Annotated in this window: 22 protein-coding genes; 8 read left to right on the forward strand and 14 right to left on the reverse strand. The window is 41.0% G+C overall.

Going from position 1 to position 18,754, the window contains the following annotated elements:
• Positions 1-7: 7 nt before the first annotated feature.
• The 5 genes from prmC to MMH89_RS04480 are packed head-to-tail and all read right to left on the reverse strand — an operon-like array spanning position 8 to position 3,038.
• Positions 8-841 carry a peptide chain release factor N(5)-glutamine methyltransferase gene (gene prmC, locus MMH89_RS04460; RefSeq protein ID WP_258568249.1) on the reverse strand — a complete coding sequence of 278 codons (834 nt, stop codon included), beginning with the start codon at positions 839-841 and terminating at the stop codon, positions 8-10.
• Positions 831-1,913, reverse strand: coding sequence for a peptide chain release factor 1 (gene prfA / locus MMH89_RS04465; RefSeq protein WP_258568250.1), 1,083 nt, complete (start codon positions 1,911-1,913; stop codon positions 831-833). The genes prmC and prfA overlap by 11 nt, the downstream gene beginning before the upstream one ends.
• Positions 1,914-1,960: 47 nt before the next feature.
• Positions 1,961-2,671: a twin-arginine translocase subunit TatC gene (gene tatC / locus MMH89_RS04470; protein WP_258568251.1), complete on the reverse strand. Its 711-nt coding sequence runs from the start codon at positions 2,669-2,671 to the stop codon at positions 1,961-1,963.
• A 1-nt stretch (position 2,672) separates the two neighbouring features.
• Entirely contained in the window at positions 2,673-2,816 is a 144-nt protein-coding gene (locus MMH89_RS04475) for a Sec-independent protein translocase subunit TatA/TatB (RefSeq protein WP_258568252.1), read from the reverse strand.
• Positions 2,817-2,825: 9 nt separating this feature from the next.
• Positions 2,826-3,038, reverse strand: a complete 213-nt coding sequence (locus tag MMH89_RS04480; RefSeq protein WP_258568253.1) for a hypothetical protein — start codon at positions 3,036-3,038, stop codon at positions 2,826-2,828.
• An 81-nt stretch (positions 3,039-3,119) separates the two neighbouring features.
• Here MMH89_RS04480 and MMH89_RS04485 point away from each other — a divergent pair, with 81 nt between their 5' ends.
• The 6 genes from MMH89_RS04485 (at position 3,120) to MMH89_RS04510 (ending at position 7,501) form a co-directional block, all read left to right on the forward strand.
• Entirely contained in the window at positions 3,120-3,878 is a 759-nt protein-coding gene (locus MMH89_RS04485) for a glutaminyl-peptide cyclotransferase (RefSeq protein WP_258568254.1), read from the forward strand.
• Positions 3,878-4,528, forward strand: a complete 651-nt coding sequence (locus MMH89_RS04490; RefSeq protein ID WP_258568255.1) for an SURF1 family cytochrome oxidase biogenesis protein — start codon at positions 3,878-3,880, stop codon at positions 4,526-4,528. Before MMH89_RS04485 ends, MMH89_RS04490 begins: the two co-directional genes overlap by 1 nt.
• 96 nt (positions 4,529-4,624) lie before the next feature.
• Positions 4,625-5,071 carry a hypothetical protein gene (locus tag MMH89_RS04495; protein WP_258568256.1) on the forward strand — a complete coding sequence of 149 codons (447 nt, stop codon included), beginning with the start codon at positions 4,625-4,627 and terminating at the stop codon, positions 5,069-5,071.
• Entirely contained in the window at positions 5,068-6,024 is a 957-nt protein-coding gene (locus tag MMH89_RS04500; RefSeq protein WP_258568257.1) for a COX15/CtaA family protein, read from the forward strand. The genes MMH89_RS04495 and MMH89_RS04500 overlap by 4 nt, the downstream gene beginning before the upstream one ends.
• A gap of 11 nt (positions 6,025-6,035) precedes the next feature.
• Positions 6,036-6,851 carry a heme o synthase gene (cyoE, locus tag MMH89_RS04505; protein ID WP_258568258.1) on the forward strand — a complete coding sequence of 272 codons (816 nt, stop codon included), beginning with the start codon at positions 6,036-6,038 and terminating at the stop codon, positions 6,849-6,851.
• On the forward strand, positions 6,848-7,501 hold the full coding sequence (locus MMH89_RS04510; RefSeq protein ID WP_258568259.1) for a class I SAM-dependent methyltransferase: 654 nt from the start codon (positions 6,848-6,850) through the stop codon (positions 7,499-7,501). Before cyoE ends, MMH89_RS04510 begins: the two co-directional genes overlap by 4 nt.
• On the opposite strand, the gene MMH89_RS04515 is transcribed toward MMH89_RS04510, so the two are convergent.
• Positions 7,491-7,814 (reverse strand): hypothetical protein, encoded by a 324-nt coding sequence (locus tag MMH89_RS04515; protein WP_258568260.1) that lies wholly within the window; start codon positions 7,812-7,814, stop codon positions 7,491-7,493. The genes MMH89_RS04510 and MMH89_RS04515 overlap by 11 nt on opposite strands.
• 146 nt (positions 7,815-7,960) lie before the next feature.
• Positions 7,961-9,460: an NTP/NDP exchange transporter gene (locus tag MMH89_RS04520; RefSeq protein WP_258568261.1), complete on the reverse strand. Its 1,500-nt coding sequence runs from the start codon at positions 9,458-9,460 to the stop codon at positions 7,961-7,963.
• 299 nt (positions 9,461-9,759) lie between these two features.
• Between MMH89_RS04520 and MMH89_RS04525 the strand changes: the two genes are divergently transcribed.
• Positions 9,760-10,095, forward strand: a complete 336-nt coding sequence (locus MMH89_RS04525; RefSeq protein ID WP_258568262.1) for a hypothetical protein — start codon at positions 9,760-9,762, stop codon at positions 10,093-10,095.
• Between the two features lie 6 nt (positions 10,096-10,101).
• Here MMH89_RS04525 and parE read toward each other — a convergent pair whose 3' ends face one another.
• From parE to MMH89_RS04540, 3 genes are all read right to left on the reverse strand, one after another.
• Positions 10,102-11,985 (reverse strand): DNA topoisomerase IV subunit B, encoded by a 1,884-nt coding sequence (gene parE, locus MMH89_RS04530; protein WP_258568263.1) that lies wholly within the window; start codon positions 11,983-11,985, stop codon positions 10,102-10,104.
• A 77-nt stretch (positions 11,986-12,062) separates the two neighbouring features.
• Complete coding sequence (locus MMH89_RS04535) at positions 12,063-13,436, reverse strand: hypothetical protein (RefSeq protein ID WP_258568264.1); 1,374 nt, start codon at positions 13,434-13,436, stop codon at positions 12,063-12,065.
• A gap of 115 nt (positions 13,437-13,551) precedes the next feature.
• Positions 13,552-14,037: a hypothetical protein gene (locus MMH89_RS04540; protein ID WP_258568265.1), complete on the reverse strand. Its 486-nt coding sequence runs from the start codon at positions 14,035-14,037 to the stop codon at positions 13,552-13,554.
• 116 nt (positions 14,038-14,153) lie between these two features.
• Here MMH89_RS04540 and MMH89_RS04545 point away from each other — a divergent pair, with 116 nt between their 5' ends.
• Positions 14,154-15,515 (forward strand): TolC family protein, encoded by a 1,362-nt coding sequence (locus tag MMH89_RS04545; RefSeq protein WP_258568266.1) that lies wholly within the window; start codon positions 14,154-14,156, stop codon positions 15,513-15,515.
• On the opposite strand, the gene MMH89_RS04550 is transcribed toward MMH89_RS04545, so the two are convergent.
• Genes MMH89_RS04550 through petA form a run of 4 tightly spaced genes read right to left on the reverse strand, consistent with a single transcriptional unit; the run spans position 15,403 to position 18,693 of the window.
• Positions 15,403-16,203: a 1-acyl-sn-glycerol-3-phosphate acyltransferase gene (locus tag MMH89_RS04550; protein ID WP_258568267.1), complete on the reverse strand. Its 801-nt coding sequence runs from the start codon at positions 16,201-16,203 to the stop codon at positions 15,403-15,405. The two genes, MMH89_RS04545 and MMH89_RS04550, sit on opposite strands and share 113 nt — an antisense overlap.
• A gap of 60 nt (positions 16,204-16,263) precedes the next feature.
• On the reverse strand, positions 16,264-16,932 hold the full coding sequence (locus MMH89_RS04555) for a cytochrome c1 (protein WP_258568268.1): 669 nt from the start codon (positions 16,930-16,932) through the stop codon (positions 16,264-16,266).
• Positions 16,929-18,131, reverse strand: a complete 1,203-nt coding sequence (locus tag MMH89_RS04560) for a cytochrome b (protein WP_309477194.1) — start codon at positions 18,129-18,131, stop codon at positions 16,929-16,931. Before MMH89_RS04560 ends, MMH89_RS04555 begins: the two co-directional genes overlap by 4 nt.
• Entirely contained in the window at positions 18,124-18,693 is a 570-nt protein-coding gene (gene petA, locus MMH89_RS04565) for a ubiquinol-cytochrome c reductase iron-sulfur subunit (protein WP_258568269.1), read from the reverse strand. The genes MMH89_RS04560 and petA overlap by 8 nt, the downstream gene beginning before the upstream one ends.
• Positions 18,694-18,754: the final 61 nt, after the last annotated feature.

Below are 18,754 nucleotides of genomic sequence, written 5' to 3' on the forward strand. Positions count from 1 at the left end.
TAATCCATTAATCTATTTTTTTCAAGACCACCCCTCGGGCCAGACCTTCTGGATCTATAATTTTTTTCTCAAGGACAAATCCTGCTGATTCTCCCAGCATAATTACAGCATCTTGCTGTTTATACCCATGTTCTATAATGAGCCACCCTGCTTGATTCAAAACAGAGTTTGCTTGCTTAATAATTTGCTTAATATCCGCCAACCCTTTATCTCCACTAATTAATGCAGTCTCAGGTTCATACTCAGCAACTTGCGTACTTAAGTCTGGATCCCCTTTTTCTATATAAGGTGGGTTAGCGATTAGTAAATCAAACCCCTGTGGCAAAGCATCATACCAACTACAGCACTTCAGTGTCACTCGCGCTTCACACTGATGCCTTAAAATATTTTTATGCGCAAGTGTAATCGCCTGAGTTGAACAATCAATACCCAATACATCCACTTGACGGTGTTTTGCTAAACTACACGCAATAATCCCTGAGCCAACACCACACTCAAGCACACGATCTCCAGGCTTTAATACCGCTAAAGCTGCATGCACTATTGATTCAGTCGCCTGCCTCGGAATCAACACCCCTGGAACAATCTCATAATCAAGCCCCATAAAATTAATGTATTGTAAAATATAAGCCAGTGGCATGCCTTGCTCATACTGAGCTAAATACTTTCTAACACGCTGTTCTTGATCATCCGTGCTGGTTATCACCTGACCTTTATGTAAATCTGACCATGATACCGATAAACAATGCGCGATAATCCAAAAGACCTCCCGATAGCTTTGCTCACTACCGCCTGTCTTTTCTACCCATTCGCGATGCAACTGGGCAAGATCAATCCCCATCGTTTAAACCTGACAACTGTCGGGCCTTATTTTCACGAATCAATGATTCAACCAACTCATCAATATCACCTTCCATCACCTCACTTAAGCGATAGAGTGTTAACCCTATTCTATGATCGGTTAATCGACCCTGTGGGAAATTATAAGTACGAATCCGCTCTGAGCGATCACCGGATCCTACTTGAAGTGAACGCTGACTTGCAACTTTCGCTTGCTGCTGCATACGCTGCTGCTGCAATATTTTTGCAGACAACAAAGACATCGCTTTTGCTTTATTTTTATGCTGTGAGCGCTCATCTTGGCATTCTACAACAGTTTGTGTTGGAATGTGGGTGATTCTTACTGCAGAATCAGTCGTATTAACGTGCTGTCCCCCAGCACCACTCGATCGATAGGTATCAATTCTTAAATCAGATGGATTAATATCAACCTCTGCAATCTCATTCACCTGTGGCAAAATAGCAACGGTACAAGTCGATGTATGTATTCTACCTTGTGATTCTGTCTGAGGAATTCTTTGCACCCGGTGTGTCCCACTTTCATACTTCATGAACCGATAAACATCATGACCTTTTAGTGAGTAAACAACCTCTTTATATCCCCCTGCAGATGACGTTGATTGGCTAATCATCTCACAACGCCACTTATTTCTATCCGCATACATCATATACATACGCAGCAAATCCCCAACAAATAAGGCTGCCTCGTCTCCACCTGCACAGGCTCTGATCTCTAAATAAATATCTTTATCATCATCTGGGTCTTTCGGTAATAGCAAGAGCATCAACTCTTGATTCACTTCACTCAATGCTTGTGTTGCTTCTTCCAGCTCCTGCTGCGCTAAATCACCCATTTCCGGATCATTCAACATCATTTCAGCTTCTTCCTTAGAGACTTCCAGTGACTGATAGCGACCATACGCATTAACGATATCTGCAAGGCTATGCATTTCTTTAGCAACTTTCTCATACATTTTATGATCAACCATAACCTCTGAGTCTGATTGCATGTTTTCTAACGTCTGGTATCGTTTAACCATTTCATCCAATTTTAGGCGAATCGACTGTTGCATATACATTTATCCAAGTTTTTGACATCATACGTTATATCACAAATAAATCAACTAACAATTAATGACTTATCCCTCTTCCTAACCCATAGCATATAACCAAAAACCGTTAACTCTATCAACAACCACAACGGTAATGCCATCGCTAATTGAGACAATACATCGGGCGGTGTTAGCACCATAGCCATGAAAAACAACCCAGGCACCCAGTAGCTTCTAGATTGTCTAACTTGGACTGGCGTTAACCATTCTTGATGTAGTAAAAATAATAAAATCAGTGGTGTTTGTGCCATCAAACCAAACAATAAACAAATATGAACGGTTAATATCCAAAGTGTACTTACATTAGGTAAAAACAAAACACCCATCGGGATCCACTCTTTGGTAAACAAAAGAACCAACGGAACTACTTCATATAAACCAAAAACAGCCCCTAGAACAAAGAGCAACCAGCTAGCTAATGCAACAGCATAAACTATTTTTTGCTCATGAGCATAGAGTGCTGGCGCTACAAATACCAAAACATGGTAGAGTACTACCGGGATTGTGAGCCATAACGCTAACCATGAAGCAAAGTGCCAGGGCAACATTAATCCAGCAGAAACATCACTCACAACCAACTGATGCGCCACGGGACCCCAAACCCCCGTAAAAAAATTAAAGATGCTTTGATACTGAATCACACATAATAGCCAAGATACCGCATAACATCCTAAGCACTGTAATAACCGAGCTCTTAGCTCATACCAATATTGCAGCATACTAATCTATTTTTTCAGCTTCTTCTTTTAAAAGCTTAACGGTTTCAGACCAACGACGCATTAAAGCCTTAACCTGCTTAGGGCCCATAAAAACCATGGCGACACACGCCAAAACCAGCCACTCTCCTGTACCTAACTTAAACATTATTTCTCCTTATAAGTAACTCAAATATCCAGAGGGTTGCACATACCCCGTTAAAACCAGCGCAACAATTAACACAAAGCAAGCAATAGAAACGCCTACCCGCATGAACCAAATTTGATTTAAACGCTCGGCATCTCCTTTTGCCAATAGGAAAACACTATGAATCACCAACCCCAGTGGAATCAGCACCAATCCAATGATTAGCGATTTAATCGTATCCATAAACCCTCCATGATCTTTACGACAATTTACACCGCTTGCATTCTGGTTACAAGCAAGCTATCGTGAAAAAAAGAGACGCGGATGTCCATTTTACTCTATTTAATCACTACACCCATACTACAATGGCTCTGGCCCAATTTACAGATTGAGCACCCTCCATTGCCCACCATTCATTATGAAATCCTCAATATTTACCCGCATAACACTGAATGTTTCACCCAAGGACTGGCGCTACACCAAGGCAGCCTTTATGAATCCTGTGGTTTATACCATCAATCCAAGTTGATTCGTTATACACCGGGATTCACAACCAGCCAACCCATTGCCCACTTACCTTCATCTGTATTTGCCGAAGGGATCGCCTCTGACCAACACACACTCTACCAGCTTACTTGGAAGAATGCAGTCCGCTACCATTATGCTAACCAGCAAGTTAGAACGCATATACACACAACTCAAGGCTGGGGGCTTACCTATCAAGCTCCTAGTTTTTATGCAACGGATGGTTCTCATCTACTCTATGTCTATGATTCTAATTTTAATTTAAAGCAGACCTTATCTGTAACAGATCGCAACCAACCCGTTGCTCAATTAAATGATCTAACCTATGTGCATGGATTTGTTCTAGCCAATATTTGGTATGAGGATAGATTAGCGCTCATCAATCTTGAAAACGGATCTGTCATGGCATATGTTGATTTATCATTTTTAAGAACAGTGACTCCAGGTATTTCACAAGCAGATGTAGTTAACGGACTATGCACCCTACCAGATAACACCATACTGATTACTGGAAAAAATTGGCCTAACTTATTTAGAATCAAACTCTATGGACTTTAATGATGAACCGAGCCACACGATCTATTTGTATTATATTAACGCTGATTCTCACGAGCATACTCACTTATTGGCAAGCCAGTAAGGCGTATAATCAGTATCTCACACTTAATCAAACAGAGTCAGCCTACTTCCCTATTGCACCCGGTGATAATCATAAGCATATTGAGCTCACTGGTGAATTTCAGCCGCATTTATTTATACAGCCTAGAAGTCATCAGCATAAGCCTGGGTATTCTGTATGGGCGCCTTTTGTGCTACCCGATAAAACCTGGATTATTGTTAGTTTAGGATTTATGGAAGAACCCAGTATTCCATCTACACAGCTCGTCTCTGGGATCATTCGTTACCTATCGAGTCCTCCTTTTCAGCTGAGTCAGCAAGCATTATCAGAGTTTCCAGCGATTGTTCCGCAGTTAGACTTACCATTATTTGCGCAAGCACTTGATCAAACACTTGCTCCTTATGTCATTTTAATGGATGGTTATGATGATCAAACATTGGTACAAGCATCTACAGATACCATACTCAAGCATGTTAATTATGCCTTTCAGTTCTTAATTATTGGCAGCATGATTGCTTTATGGATTTTACTCCGTGGCCCCCGGGGTATTCGAGGGCGAACCTCCAGCATTCCTTCGGTGAGCCCTTAATCTTGGCTGGGCACCGACTCCTTTTACCCCTAAATACACTAGGAAACACACTAGAAATACTCTATAGTTAATCATCAAATGGATGATTGATGACCAATGACAAAACAAAACCAAACACTTGGATTAATTTTAGCAAGCTTTTTAGTCCCGATTCTAATTGCCAGCATTCTTGCATATACCCAATACACAGGAGAAACCGCTAACCTAGGCACTTGGATAGAAGAAAAACAGTCCCTGAACACCCTTTTAACGCCCCTACCCGAAGCCAATAATTACCAGTGGTATGTTGTTTATAACTGTCAAGAGTGTCCCTACGACCAGTCCATTAAAAATGCTTTAGTTACCCTCAATACCAAACAAGACTTAGTCTGCTACATCGGTAAAGAAGCCATAGAAACAATGAGCCTTTCCCAACAAGACATCGATGATCAAACCCTCTTACTCGCCGACCCACATAAACAACTGATACTGTCCTACCCGGCTGAACAACCACTCGATTTAATTAAAGACCTCAAGAAAATATTAAAGTCCGTCTCTAAATGAAACAATCTATCTACCTTTCACTCCTTATACTTGCACTAGGTGTCGTTGGCCTAGGCGCCTATACCCGTCTTAAAGATGCGGGCCTTGGCTGTCCAGACTGGCCAGGATGCTATGGTTATCTACTCTACCCAACCACCCCAGAGGCCATCACCAACGCCAACAACAGCTATCCAAACACACCCTTTGTAGAAGAAAAGGCTTGGCCTGAAATGTATCACCGTTATGTTGCAGGCATACTCGGTCTAGGTGCCATTGCCATCGCCATCCATCAAATCAGACATAAAGTACGAACACGCAGTGCCTATGCATTAATTCTATGCGTAGGCGCACAAGCACTATTAGGCGCCTGGACGGTTACTATGCTCCTCCACCCCATCGTAGTCATGAGCCACCTACTCGGTGGATTCACCATCACCAGCTTGATATTCTACCAGCTATTACGTCAACACCATCAACCCACCCGACTTAGCCAACTTACATTAGCACTCATCATCGCACAAATTATAATGGGCGGCTGGACCAGTGCTAACTATGCAGCCCTAGTATGTCCCAACTTACTCACCTGTGCGAATCAATTCTTCCCCCCACTAAACGTATCAGCTGCTTTTTTTGATGGCTGGTCCATTGGCACCAACTACGAGTACGGCATTTTAGATTACAGTGCCCGTGTTACCATCCATATGCTCCACAGATACCTGGCACTCATCACCTCATTCATGCTGATCTTTACCCTTATCAAACAACGCAGAACATACAAACTATCCGAAAGCATTCTCCCAATCAGCGTACTATGCTTGCAACTTGCACTCGGTATCGCTAACATTAAGTGGTTATTACCCATACACATTGCCGTCGCACATAACTTAGTTGCTTTATGTTTACTACTCAGCTGGATAAGATACAGTCAATTACAGCCCATCTCTCAACGATTATCCACACCCTCAGTACACTGAGTAAGTCCAAAGTGGTACGACTCATGCTACTCACAGCATTAACGGGTATGAGCTTAACCCCAAGCATATATTGGGATCCCTACACGATATTCTTTGGTTTATTAGGGATTGGGTTAGCAGCCTCCTCAGCTGGCATGCTCAATCAAATATTAGAGGTTGGTCTTGATACCCAAATGCATCGAACACGATCTAGACCCCTAGTTCAACAGAAAAACCTTCACCAACACGCAAAACAGCTGTGCTTTTTCCTTGCATTATCATCAGCTATTATACTCATTAGCTTTACTAATCTTTTAACCGTAATACTCACCAGTATCGCTATGCTAGGTTATAGCTGGTTTTATACACAAATATTAAAGCCCAATACCAGCCAGAATATTGTCATTGGTGGGTTATTTGGTGCGATGCCCCCACTGCTCGGTTGGTGTGCTTTAGAAGGCTCAATCAGCTATCAACCCCTAATCCTTGTTACCATCATCTACACCTGGACGCCACCCCACTTTTGGTGCTTAGCACTAGCTAAACTTGAAGACTACCAGCGCAACCAAATTCCTATGCTCCCCGTGATCTATGGCACACCCTATACCCAAACACACATTATTTGCTACAGTATCTTACTCATTCTAATCACCCAGCTTCCCTACCTAACACAAATGAGTGGTGTTTTTTATGCAATAACTGCCAATCTTGCTAATATTTACCTCATGAGAAAAATGATTCAAGTACGTAATTCTAAGAACCCAAAAATCTACTTAAGCGGTTTCTTAGCCTCTAATTTCTACCTCGCCGCCCTATTTTTAATCATTATGATTGATCAATGCTTATGAACATTACAGCCACCCCTAAATACCAAACATTAAAACAAGAAATTGAGCAATCTAACTCAACCCCAAAAGAATTAACCCTCCATCTTAAAGACCCGCACCATGAAGTGGTTTTAGATAACTGCACATTCAAATTAGACTTCAAAAAAGCGAAATGGCGCAGTATGACCATGAACACTGACCACCCCTTACTGCGTGCAATCGGAAGAGATGACCATATTCTTGACGCATTTGGCGGGCTAGGTAAAGATGGCTGGATTATCGCCAACCAAGCAAAGCAAGTGACAACCTGTGAGCACCAAATAGTGCTCTTCTCGATCTTAAATCAAGCAGCCCAACACCATAGCTTAACAAACTGGAAAATATTACACCAAGACGGTCATAAGCTCTTTGACCAAAACTTTGATGTTATTTATTTAGACCCCATGTTTGAACACACCAATACAGCAAAGCCAAAGATAGAAATGCAGGTGATCCGATTACTTGCACATATGCTACCCGAAACAGATTGGAAAAAAGCCTATCAATGTGCAAAGAAGCGGCTTATTATCAAACAAAACTATAAAAGTCCTATACTGGGTTGTTTACCCAAACCCAGCTACCAAGTCACAAACGGTAAAAAATCACGCTATGACGTGTATATTAAACCTTAGGTGTGTGTCCTTTTTTAGACTGATTAGCGCGATCTAAACTAAGATCGTTATCATTCGCCATATCACCCATATTTCCGAGAGTTTCAGAACGCTCTGATTTACCATCCTTAGGTAAAAAATCATCATCGATTGATGCCAATACTGATGACAGTACCTGCAGCGACCCTGCTGTCATTAAGCTACTCACAAACACGCCTTGTAGTAAGTCACCTTGTAAAAACATCGCAGCTAGAATCGCCATATCACCAGATACGGGACCATAATGCCCTATAGGGCTCACTGCAAAGTATTTAACTAAATTCTGAACTTTCATTATCCTCTCCCTGTTTCTAGTATAGGGGTATAACCATGGAAAACCATTTGTCAGAAAAAATTACATTTATTTATATAAACTAGAAAAAAGTCCTAATTGAACAAAAAAAAGGAGGCCCAGAGGCCCCCTAAAAAACTTTAAATTTTCTAACTTACAGCACTTTCTGCCTCAAGCCTACGCTTTTCAACCATATTGCTGTATAGCACGTTGAGTCGGGTTGCAGAAACCAACCAACCGATAGACAAGAAAAAGAGAATCACAGTAAGGTAAGGCATAATTTCTGTTTGCCCACCAGCAACCACCGCATAAAGAATCATTTGTATCCAGCTAGCACCAGATTTACCTAGTCGACCAGCCACACCATCAGCAGCAGCTTTACCACTAATTCTTAGGTCGTAATCTAAAGGAATAAAAGCCATTTCTTTAGTTGGGTCGAAGAATGAGTATTTGGAGCTCTTACTCAATACGACACCCAACATCCCAAACATAACAGTAAAGGCTAGCGGAGAGGTGAATCCTGCTAAAAGCATCCAAGGCTCAAAGGCTCCTGGGAACAATACAGATGCAAAGTATCCAGCTCCAGTAACACTAATCATGATAGGTGTTACCAATGCACAAGGTAACCAGCCGAAGCGTCGTAAGACTCCTTTACTGATCATTACTAAAACAAGTCCTGAGTATCCTGTCATTTTGGAGTAGGTTGCCATCATAGCTAAGTAAGCATCCTGGGTAGGATAATATGATTTAGCAGCTGACTTCCAGCATACCTCAATCATATTGATAGACATACCATATGCAAGGATTAGGATTGATAGATAACCAATATAAGGAGAAGAAGCCAACTGCTTCATACTGTCGACAAAACCTAACTTCATCTTTGACTTTTTCTTACCTTTATCTGCAATATCTTTCACAAACATAGGATCAGTCAAGACACGGCTGTTAACATGATTAAACAGACTGAGCATTACTACACCCATACCAATAATCATATAGGTTGAAAACAGCACCGTGTCATATTCTATACTACTGGCGTACTCTAAGAAGTTTCCAACACAGATCGTTGCGAATGCATTTACAAATAAGAATAAAGGATAAAAACGCTTTGCTTCATTGGTTCCTACGTTGTCATTAGCAAACTGCCAGAATAAAATAGACAGGCAAAATGTCCCCCAAAGTTCAGCAGCCACATAAAATAAGGAGTAACTCCAAACCCCAATAACTGGAAACACAAACTGTATGCGCGGAAACGCAAGTTTCCACGCCATTACCTGCTCTGGCGAAAAGTGTATTGCCTCCGCATTAGGATACAGGAAGAGCGCAAATAGAGTAAAGAATGACAAAAATGAACCTACAATAATATAATAGGACTTCTCGAAATCACACGATTTTCTGAGCTTTACGTACATAGCACTTAGAAATATAACTGATGGCAACACTGCTAGTGTTTTAAGGTAGGTGACCGCCTCAGCACCTGATTCAGGCGCAGTCAAAATAAGCGCATCCTTCATGTTACGAAGTACGGTAAAGTTAAAAACAGTTATCCCTATAATCAGTGCAAAGGGTAAAAACTTTTTTATTTCCCAGTTCTCAATAGGGAAAATTGATTGGCGCAGAGCGCTCATATTGGTGGACTCAGTATTCATAGAAAGCTAAAAAAAAATTAAACAATCTGCAGTCAAATGCAGCACTAGCGCAGGAATCCTCTCCGAGGCATCTACTTCATAACCTTACCAAAACATCCCTCTACTTGCAACACCTAGCAACCACTTGACTTCAACACCCAACCCAGATATAATAAAAAAAACAATATAAAACATGGGACAACAACATAAAAACTAAAATAACTGGAAGATTGATTCCTGACGATCAAAGCACAATATAAAAGACAGCTAGAGCCCGGCTCTCTAAACATCACCCCCAAAGAAATATTGAGCACAAAATCATGAAGATGTATAAAAAAGCCAAGATTAACAAAGGCGCTTTCGTCTTAGATAAACTTGCTCGAAAAATCGTAGCATACAAACTTAAGTTTCCGGAAGCGCTATATCGTAAGAAAAGTAGAAGTGAATTTGTAGAGTGGATGAAAAGAGAGTCCCTTAGAGGAAACACACTACCGATTGCTAGCGGTCTGATCCGCCACCTCAAGCGCGCTTCGAATAATAAAGAAAGAGTTTCTAAACTAATGAAGACTACGGTAGCCTCTTCTGCTGTGCAGAGAATTTTATTAGAAAACAATGGAAAGTTAACATCTGGAACACGCTCAGGAAAATCTTTCTAGATTACTTTAAATTTGAGCCAAGTCACCCTCTTCTTCCAACCAAGATTTTCGGTCCTTGGCTCTTTTTTTAGCCAACAACATATCCATGATGACACAGATATCCGAGTCATCATTTTCAGTGAGTTGTACCAATCTACGCGTATCAGTATGCATCGTTGTTTCCCTCAACTGCTTAGGGTTCATCTCACCCAACCCCTTAAAACGCATTACCTGGATATTTTTTGCGCCTTCTGATTCAAGTTTTTGCTCATAATGCATACGCTCATCGTCATCTAATGCATACACTACTTTCTTACCTGCCTCTATTCGATACAATGGCGGCATCGCAACATATATATGACCATTCTTAACCAGCGCTGGGAAGTGGCGTACAAATAACGCACACAATAGAGACGCAATATGTGCTCCGTCAGAATCAGCATCAGCTAAAATACAAATCTTTCCATATCTTAAACCAGAGATATCCTCACTTGCAGGATCCACGCCAATCGCAACCGCAATATCATGCACCTCTTGTGAAGCAAGTACACGATCTGAATCAATTTCCCATGTGTTAATAATTTTCCCACGAAGCGGCATAATCGCTTGCGTATATTTATCACGTGCTTGCCGGGCTGATCCACCAGCTGAATCTCCTTCTACTAAAAATAGTTCAGTCGATAAATCTTCTTCTATACAGTCTACTAACTTCCCAGGGAGGGCTGCAGTCTGATGGGTTTTAGCCCTTGTAACTTTTTTAGCTTGTCGCATACGGGTTTGGGCCCGACTCACCCAGTCTTCAGCCAAACATTTTGCATCATTAACATGCTCATTCAACCACAGACTCATCGCATCTTTTGCATTACTACTTAAATATGTATATGCACTTCGTGAACTCAAACGCTCTTTTGTCTGCCCCACAAACTGAGGATCCTTCATTTTAAATGACATCACATAATGACAATGCCCAGTGATATCTTCTGGCTTGAGCTTAACTGATCTCGGCAATAACTGGTGAAGGTCACAAAATTCACGAACAGCATCTACAATTCCAGCCCTCAAGCCATTTTCATGCGTACCACCATCTGCTGTAAAAATCAAATTGACATAACTTTCTTGAAAAATACGCGCATCTCCCTCTGGCGCATTCCACGCTACCACCCAATCCACCTGCATATCACTGGTTTCATGACTATGCACAATCGGTTTTTTAGGAAGCAGCGCTTGGTCTTTTAAAACATTGGATAAATACGCCTCTATCCCTGTTTCATAGTGCCAAGTAACTTGCTCACCCGTTGCCTCTATAAACAGCTCAGTCGTTAAATCTGGACAAAGGATTGCTTTAGTTTTTAGTACACGCTTGATTCCATCTATAGGAAATGCTGATTTATCAAAATACTTAGCATCTGGCCAATAACGCAATGCTGTTCCCGTGGTACGCTTCGCAGCACTCCCAATAACACTCAAAGGTGATTGTAATGCGCCATGTTCAAAAACAATTTGGTGAATACTTCCGCCCTGCTTAACACTCACCACTAATTTTTTAGCGAGCGCATTAACCACTGACACGCCAACCCCATGTAAACCACCTGAAAAAGAGTAGCTATCATTTGAAAACTTAGCGCCTGAATGCAGCTTGGTTAAAATCATTTCGACTCCGCTCATGCCATATTCAGGGTGCACATCAACCGGCATGCCACGGCCATCATCTTCACAAGAAAGAGATCCATCTTCATGCAAAACAACCTTAATACGAGAAGCATAACCATTCAGCGCTTCATCTGCAGCATTATCAATCAACTCACATGCTGTGTGCAATGGGTCTTCGGTATGCGTATACATACCGGGCCTTTTTTGAACAGGCTCTAAACCTTCTAAAACTTCTATTGAGCTTGCTGTGTATTGGGTCATAGTATCGGATCTTGACAATTCATCGTTGCACTTAAAATAACAGCTTTAATTATAGGAAACAATGGATTTAATTAGATTTACCCAGCATGCTGTTTTCTAATCACCTTTCTGTATTCCGTAACCATGTCTCGTATTTCAGGCGCCATGGTAGAAGGGTTAAAGCGACGTGTTTTTTCATCCCAAGGGGCAATGTGACCCCCTTCACCTTTAATAACAGGGACATCCTGTTCAAAGTCTTTTGATGTTAACTGGTGTCTACTCTCAATACTCTCATCATTGTTTGCACTTAAAATTTTTGTTCTTCCTGGATTGACAGCAGGTATTCTTACAGAGTTCCCTGTTATCCAATAACCTATTTTAAGCAATTTTTCCCTGAATGGAGCAGATTGAGCGGCGGAATATATAACCATCGCTACCAAAATAATAACCCCGGGAACTGTAAGATATGTGCTAAAAGTAGACAGAACAAGAACCCCACCTAAGAACAAACCCATGCCCGGCAGCTTGAATCGACTGCTACTCATTGGAAGCAATGCATCAGGCTTCGGCGCACGATCAAAAATTATATGTGAGGAACCAACATGACCCTTATCATTGTTCTCGATGTTCAAGAACTCCATTAATGCAAGGTTACCTAACGAATGTCCCTGAAATGTGATATTTTCTTCACTGAAACCTGCTTTATTTAGAGTCTTTGATACTGAACGTATATTGTACGCATATCCCTTAATCGAAAAAACAGCATAAGAGAACGGCAATAACAACAATAAGGCCGGAACAACAATTAATGAAGAGACGTAGATTAAAGCAATCGGTGACGCACAGATCGCAAGCCAACCAATAATACGAAGATACCAATGGTTTCCTACAAATCTAGAGTCAGCTATGCCTTTCTGCTCAACAAAAACATGATAAGTATCTTTTTCTAACGTTGGTAAAACCCTTGCTATGCAAGTGGAGACATTATCTGCAGACCCTAGAGCGTAAACTTTAACCTTGTCACGCGCTCCATCAATTGAGTCTAAATCTTTAACCTCTTCGCCATTACGTATAATTACAGCAGGTACTTTAAATAATTTAGAGTAACGCTTAGTTGAAAACAATCGTAAAATCTTATCTTTACCAACAGCTATCCCTTTCGGAAATATAACTCGGACCAACATTTGAATAAGAAAAAAGCTTAAAAATATCGCAGAAAAAACAGCCCCCGCACCTACTGGTATAGGCAAGAACCACATCCCAATTAAACAAGCCAAGCTAACAACGAGACCAACCACATACTTAGGCAAAACCCTACTCTCTAATGGCTTGTAACCCTTAAAATCATCTTTATGTTCTAAGGTTATGTTTGGAACCTGATGGCCAATACTGATGAGCGGGCCCGTAGTGAATTTTAAAACAAAACCAAAGATGGTTCTAGGTAGAAATGTAATAATGCTCAATATATCCATAGTTTTTCTTTTTTAATTAATTTATAGAACTATTATACTAAAAAATATAGAAAATGTCAACCAAAACTGAATTTGGCAATCGACCCTAAGGTCTTAACATGCTGATTTTAAACCATTATTTTTGAATCCAAAACGGTTTTTCACCGGATCCAGATATCATGATCAGCAACTCATGCCCTGCCAGCCCACTTGTTGCGCGCGCAGATACACGACCCCCATCACTGCAAACCAAAGACCCCGAATGAACCTTACATTTGATTGAATCGATATACTCCACCTGGTTGCTTTTTATTTGTAATAGCAACCGATCTGTTTCCGATGGCTCCGTTTTACCAAAGATATGAATATTGAATATTGTCCCCTCATCTGAGAATACCGATCCATTCATAACCTGATATGAATCTGGTGAAACTTGGATCCACGGCCACTCCACCACACTTACCCCTCTGCCATCATGCAGATGACCTGCTCGCCCAGGAATCTGCTCAAACATGACATCAACCGCTGAACTTGAATCGTTCTGGACTGAAATACTCAAGTCCAAAAAATCATCCGCAATTACACAGCTACATGCCAATAACAATATTTTAATAACCTTCATAATATCCGCTCCCTGGAATTACTTATTTAAGTATTTAATACACTCAACCACATTATTCTTGATTATAACCAAAGAATATGTTGATCTTATGTTTAAGTACCTAACCTTATCACATAATGTCAAATAAAGTCTTTTTATTTCTTTTCACTGTATTATCTACTTGCTCACAGGCAGATCAACATAGCCTAGCGCACATCATGCGTGATGCCAGGGAGCACGACGCTGGATACCTAAGTAGCAAAGCAACCTTTCAATCAAAAAAAATCAGTGCACAAAAAGATATGAGAGCGATGCTACCAACCGTAGACTTATCAAGCAAGCTCATTAACAAATATGGAGACACCCAAACCAATCTAGAAAGCAAATTCAGTGTTTCTGTCCCAGTTTATAACCCTAAGTCACAACTCAAAGCAAAGTCTGGACACCTATCAATGGAGAATATTTTGCTGAGTGAGAGAGCATTTGAGCAAAATTACACCCTGGACGTTGCACGCGCATATTTCGACCTGTTGAGCAAGCACGCTCTTCTAAATGCAGCAAACATAGAAGAAGCTCAATACCAAAAAAATTATGAGCAAGTTGTAGAAATGTATGAAAACGGATTAAAAAGCAATATTGATGTACTGAGTGCTCAAACTAATTTAAACCTATCTACCGTCTCAAACCTTGAAGCAAAAAGTGCATTCAACCACGCACGAAGCACTCTAGAGAAAATGATCAATCAACCAATTACCGAGCTTCAATCTACTGACACCCAGAATGAAATACAGCTTCCACTATTAGAACAAAGTGACATTGTGGACTTAGCGCAGTCAAACAACTTAGCGCTAAAAATTTCACAAAACAATCTAAGGCAAGCACAAAATACTTACAACCAATCTACTACTGACTTCTTACCCAGCCTAAATCTGATCACAGAAGCTAAATTCGCAGACGGAAAGTTCTGGGACGAGGATGCTTATACCTCTAACGTATATTTAAACTTTTCAGTCAATCTTTTTAACAAAGGCAATGACCAATTAAGCCTAAAAAGTTCTGGGAAAGCACATGAAGCAGCTAGCTTGTCTCTTAAGAATAATGCTTATGACCTAACACTAAACACACAAAAAGCGCATGCTGATATAGCAAGTGCACAAGCACGACTTCAAGCCACTCAAACTGCCAATGAAACAGCTAAACTGAGGCTAGAGGCAACCTATGAGCAACATAAAATGGGTGAAGAATCTGAACTAGACTTATTCCACGCGATTAACCAAGCCAGTCTTGCGCGAAGAAACTATATCAACGCTCAGCACACTCTAGTGATCAAGCACTTAGAAATGCTTCAGATACTAGGCGAATTATCCGAACCCTCTATTGATGAAATCAGTCACCAGCTAACAAAGACTGTTTATCTTGATGCAAATGGGCATCCTTCTTCAGCCAGCGATCTCGCAGCCAATTTTTTACCTCCGTATGCGCAAGATAGTGCTGACTAATTCGTACATGCACAGCAGATACCCGACCCAGTAAGAAATCCACAATCTTATGTTGGCTTTCCTTATACGCAAGAGATACATCAACAACGGTTACTGGCATTGGCATATTTTCAACCAATATATTTAATCCACTTGCCTTAGGATTAAGTAAATTCCGATAGCTGGTTTTAGGCAACTGATCATAAATATTATATCTCGTACCTTCTGGAAAAATCGCAATACCATATCCGTATTCAACCGCTTTTTTGACAGCACCCTCTAGCGCCCAGTGGTTGAGCAACCGCCCTCCCTTTCTCTTCCGGTCTTTACGCATTAATGGATGCCCAAGCCCCCAACAAATGATCCCAATCATTGGTAACTTCAACAAGCTACGCTTCATCACAAATACAAACCCCGGGGCTCGACCATATAGCACAGTATAAAGAATAAGAATATCGAGCCAGCTGTAATGATTAGCAATAATTATATAAGCCCCTTGAACATCTAAGTCACCTTCTTGAGCAACCTCAATATTTGGGATAAGTGTGCGCACATGAGAGGATAACTGGCCGACCCAAGATTGATACAAGTGCCACATGATTTTATGTATACGTGCAGAACCTGTGATAAGAAATAGCACTGCGCACAAAAAACAAAAAATGCCACGTGTGAGTAAAGAACCAATCAACCACAATATAAACCTAACCATCTGCATCTCCTCTATTGAGTCTAATTTGCCATTTACAACTAATTAGCGCAACGAAAAGCCTTAGTTTTTTTCATGATCATGCTGCTCATGTATTTCAGCCCAGTAAACTAAATCCAGCCGGATCATAATCAACACAAATATTGCCAAGAACCCTAAAACCCAAGGCGCATAAGCATATCTATCTGCTTCAGAAGGGTCTGAAGCATAGACTAAATAGGCTACAATAGACGTAACATAGTCTTCAAACTCCTGCGGCGTCATTGTCCCTTTTGTCTTCAGATCCAACACCTCAAACAAACGCTTATGTGCTATATCTTGTGTTAATAAAACCTGATCACCTTGCATTAAAGAAAATGGATTGGGCATTTGTGTGCCAGGCATTACAATATTTTCATAACCGCCTTCTACCTCAGCATCAAGATAATAACCTCGCAAGTAACTATAAACATAGTCTACGCCACGATAAGCAGTAACCAGCGACAAGTCCGGTGGTGGGTGACCCATCCAACTATCTTTTGGCCACGCCATAGCATTCTCAGACTTAATCCCTGCTGCTAATGTTAAAGCATCTGTCCGCATATAGTTCATGCTGTGACAACTAAAACATGATTGAGCAAAGGCTTTTGCCCCAGCTTTAATTTGTGCTTCTTTTTGATATGAAAAATCAGGTGCATCTAGTATGGGTTGTGCTACAGAAAAAAAACAACCAATTAGTAATAGTAGAATCATATTGTCAACCTGCTAGGAGGCACTTTGTGCCAATCATAATAAGAATAAATAGGCATTAAAAAGAAAAATGAAAAATACAATATAGCGAATATACGTGCAGAAAACGTTGCCCAGTAAGTTGCAGGAAGACACCCTACGATTAAAAGCCCTAAAAAAGAAACTGTAAACAACCCCAGTGTAATTCTTGAGAGTGGTCCCTTGTACCGCATAGATCGTACCGGAGACCTGTCTAACCATGGCAACAAGAAAAACATAAGTAGTGAAGCAAACATTGCAATAGCACCTAAAGACTTATCCGGAACAGCACGTAAAATTGCATAGTAAGGCGCCAAATACCACGATGGTTTAATATGTAGAGGTGTCACCATAGGATTGGCTATCTCAAAGTTTTCAGGCTCTAAAACTAACCCCCATCCCCTTGGCGCCAAAAACACAACCGATAAAAATATAAATAAAAATATCCCCACCCCCATAACATCTTTTACTGTATAGAAAGGATGAAATGAAACGCCATCCTTAGGCTTTCCTTGAGCGTCTAGGTTATCTTTTATTTCTATACCATCCGGGTTATTTGAACCCACAGCATGTAAGCATAGTGTATGAAAAAATACAAAACCCAAAATAATCAATGGAAATAAAACCACATGAAATGAAAAGAAACGATGCAGTGTCACCTCTGATACTTCATAGTCACCTTGTATTAATAACACAAGAGGCTCCCCTATTACTGGGATTGTCTTAAATAGTGAAGTAATAACGCGTGCAGCCCAGTACGACATTTGTCCCCAAGGCAGCACATAACCCGTATAAGCTTCAGCCATTAACAACAACAGCATCACACAGCCACTTAGCCATAATATTTCTCTCGGTGCTTTATATGAGCCATATAGTAGCGCTCGATACATATGCAAATACACAACCACAAAGAAAAATGACGCACCTGCAGCATGCAAGTAACGAAACAACCACCCGAAGTTTACTTCTCTCATCATAAATTCTATTGAAGCCATTGCATCCGCTGCAGTGGGCGTATAATACATTAATAACCAGATCCCTGTAAGCAATTGATTGCCTAAAACCAACAATGAAAGCGCACCAAAAAAATACCAAAAATTTAGGTTTTTAGGAGCTTGATAGTGCTTTAAGTGATCTAAAAGATCATACATAAAAGGAACACGCAAACGCAGCCAATCACTCACCTTCTTCTCCAATCACTAGCGCACCATCCTTAAAGTGATAGGGCGGAACTTCTAAATTAGTAGGAGCAGGTACACCATCAAACACCCGACCCGCTAAATCAAACTTAGAACCATGACACGAGCAAAAAAAACCGCCTTGCCACTCACTGTCGATTGCCCCCTTTTCAGGCCGATAAGTAGGCGCACAACCTAAATGTGTACACACACCCAACAAAACTAAGTAGTTGGGGTCAACTGATCGATACTGATTTTGTGCATAACTGGGTTGAGAGGATGATTCTGAGCCCGGATCTCTCAAGTTGCCCTGTAACACATCTAAAGAAGCCAGCATTTCTTTAGACCGCTTAATAATCCACACGGGTTTACCTCGCCACATCACTGTTTTCTGCTGCCCTTCAGACATGTTGCTTACATCCACCTCCACCGGCATGCCCTTCAAACGAGTAACCCTGCTCGGATTCAGCGATTGCAAGAAAGGAACAGCTGCACCTACAATACCCAGAACACCCCATGCACCCGCACTTTGCAGTAAACGCCTTTTTTTCAGATCAACTTCCGACATGAACTTCCTTGCTCAAATGAATACAGCTTAAAATTTTCTCCCGACGTAATCAACCAAAGAC

The organism is Candidatus Comchoanobacter bicostacola (assembly GCF_024172705.1).
Lineage (GTDB): Bacteria > Pseudomonadota > Gammaproteobacteria > Comchoanobacterales > Comchoanobacteraceae > Comchoanobacter > Comchoanobacter bicostacola.

Excerpts from the sequence above, each read along its gene's own strand:
- prmC (WP_258568249.1), bottom strand. The coding sequence starts at position 841 with ATGGGGATTGATCTTGCCCAGTTGCATCGCGAATGGGTAGAAAAGACA.
- prfA (WP_258568250.1), bottom strand. The coding sequence starts at position 1,913 with ATGCAACAGTCGATTCGCCTAAAATTGGATGAAATGGTTAAACGATAC.
- tatC (WP_258568251.1), bottom strand. The coding sequence starts at position 2,671 with ATGCTGCAATATTGGTATGAGCTAAGAGCTCGGTTATTACAGTGCTTA.
- MMH89_RS04475 (WP_258568252.1), bottom strand. The coding sequence starts at position 2,816 with ATGTTTAAGTTAGGTACAGGAGAGTGGCTGGTTTTGGCGTGTGTCGCC.
- MMH89_RS04480 (WP_258568253.1), bottom strand. The coding sequence starts at position 3,038 with ATGGATACGATTAAATCGCTAATCATTGGATTGGTGCTGATTCCACTG.
- MMH89_RS04485 (WP_258568254.1), top strand. The coding sequence starts at position 3,120 with ATGTCCATTTTACTCTATTTAATCACTACACCCATACTACAATGGCTC.
- MMH89_RS04490 (WP_258568255.1), top strand. The coding sequence starts at position 3,878 with ATGATGAACCGAGCCACACGATCTATTTGTATTATATTAACGCTGATT.
- MMH89_RS04495 (WP_258568256.1), top strand. The coding sequence starts at position 4,625 with ATGACAAAACAAAACCAAACACTTGGATTAATTTTAGCAAGCTTTTTA.
- MMH89_RS04500 (WP_258568257.1), top strand. The coding sequence starts at position 5,068 with ATGAAACAATCTATCTACCTTTCACTCCTTATACTTGCACTAGGTGTC.
- MMH89_RS04510 (WP_258568259.1), top strand. The coding sequence starts at position 6,848 with ATGAACATTACAGCCACCCCTAAATACCAAACATTAAAACAAGAAATT.
- MMH89_RS04515 (WP_258568260.1), bottom strand. The coding sequence starts at position 7,814 with ATGAAAGTTCAGAATTTAGTTAAATACTTTGCAGTGAGCCCTATAGGG.
- MMH89_RS04520 (WP_258568261.1), bottom strand. The coding sequence starts at position 9,460 with ATGAATACTGAGTCCACCAATATGAGCGCTCTGCGCCAATCAATTTTC.
- MMH89_RS04525 (WP_258568262.1), top strand. The coding sequence starts at position 9,760 with ATGAAGATGTATAAAAAAGCCAAGATTAACAAAGGCGCTTTCGTCTTA.
- parE (WP_258568263.1), bottom strand. The coding sequence starts at position 11,985 with ATGACCCAATACACAGCAAGCTCAATAGAAGTTTTAGAAGGTTTAGAG.
- MMH89_RS04535 (WP_258568264.1), bottom strand. The coding sequence starts at position 13,436 with ATGGATATATTGAGCATTATTACATTTCTACCTAGAACCATCTTTGGT.
- MMH89_RS04540 (WP_258568265.1), bottom strand. The coding sequence starts at position 14,037 with ATGAAGGTTATTAAAATATTGTTATTGGCATGTAGCTGTGTAATTGCG.
- MMH89_RS04545 (WP_258568266.1), top strand. The coding sequence starts at position 14,154 with ATGTCAAATAAAGTCTTTTTATTTCTTTTCACTGTATTATCTACTTGC.
- MMH89_RS04550 (WP_258568267.1), bottom strand. The coding sequence starts at position 16,203 with ATGGTTAGGTTTATATTGTGGTTGATTGGTTCTTTACTCACACGTGGC.
- MMH89_RS04555 (WP_258568268.1), bottom strand. The coding sequence starts at position 16,932 with ATGATTCTACTATTACTAATTGGTTGTTTTTTTTCTGTAGCACAACCC.
- petA (WP_258568269.1), bottom strand. The coding sequence starts at position 18,693 with ATGTCGGAAGTTGATCTGAAAAAAAGGCGTTTACTGCAAAGTGCGGGT.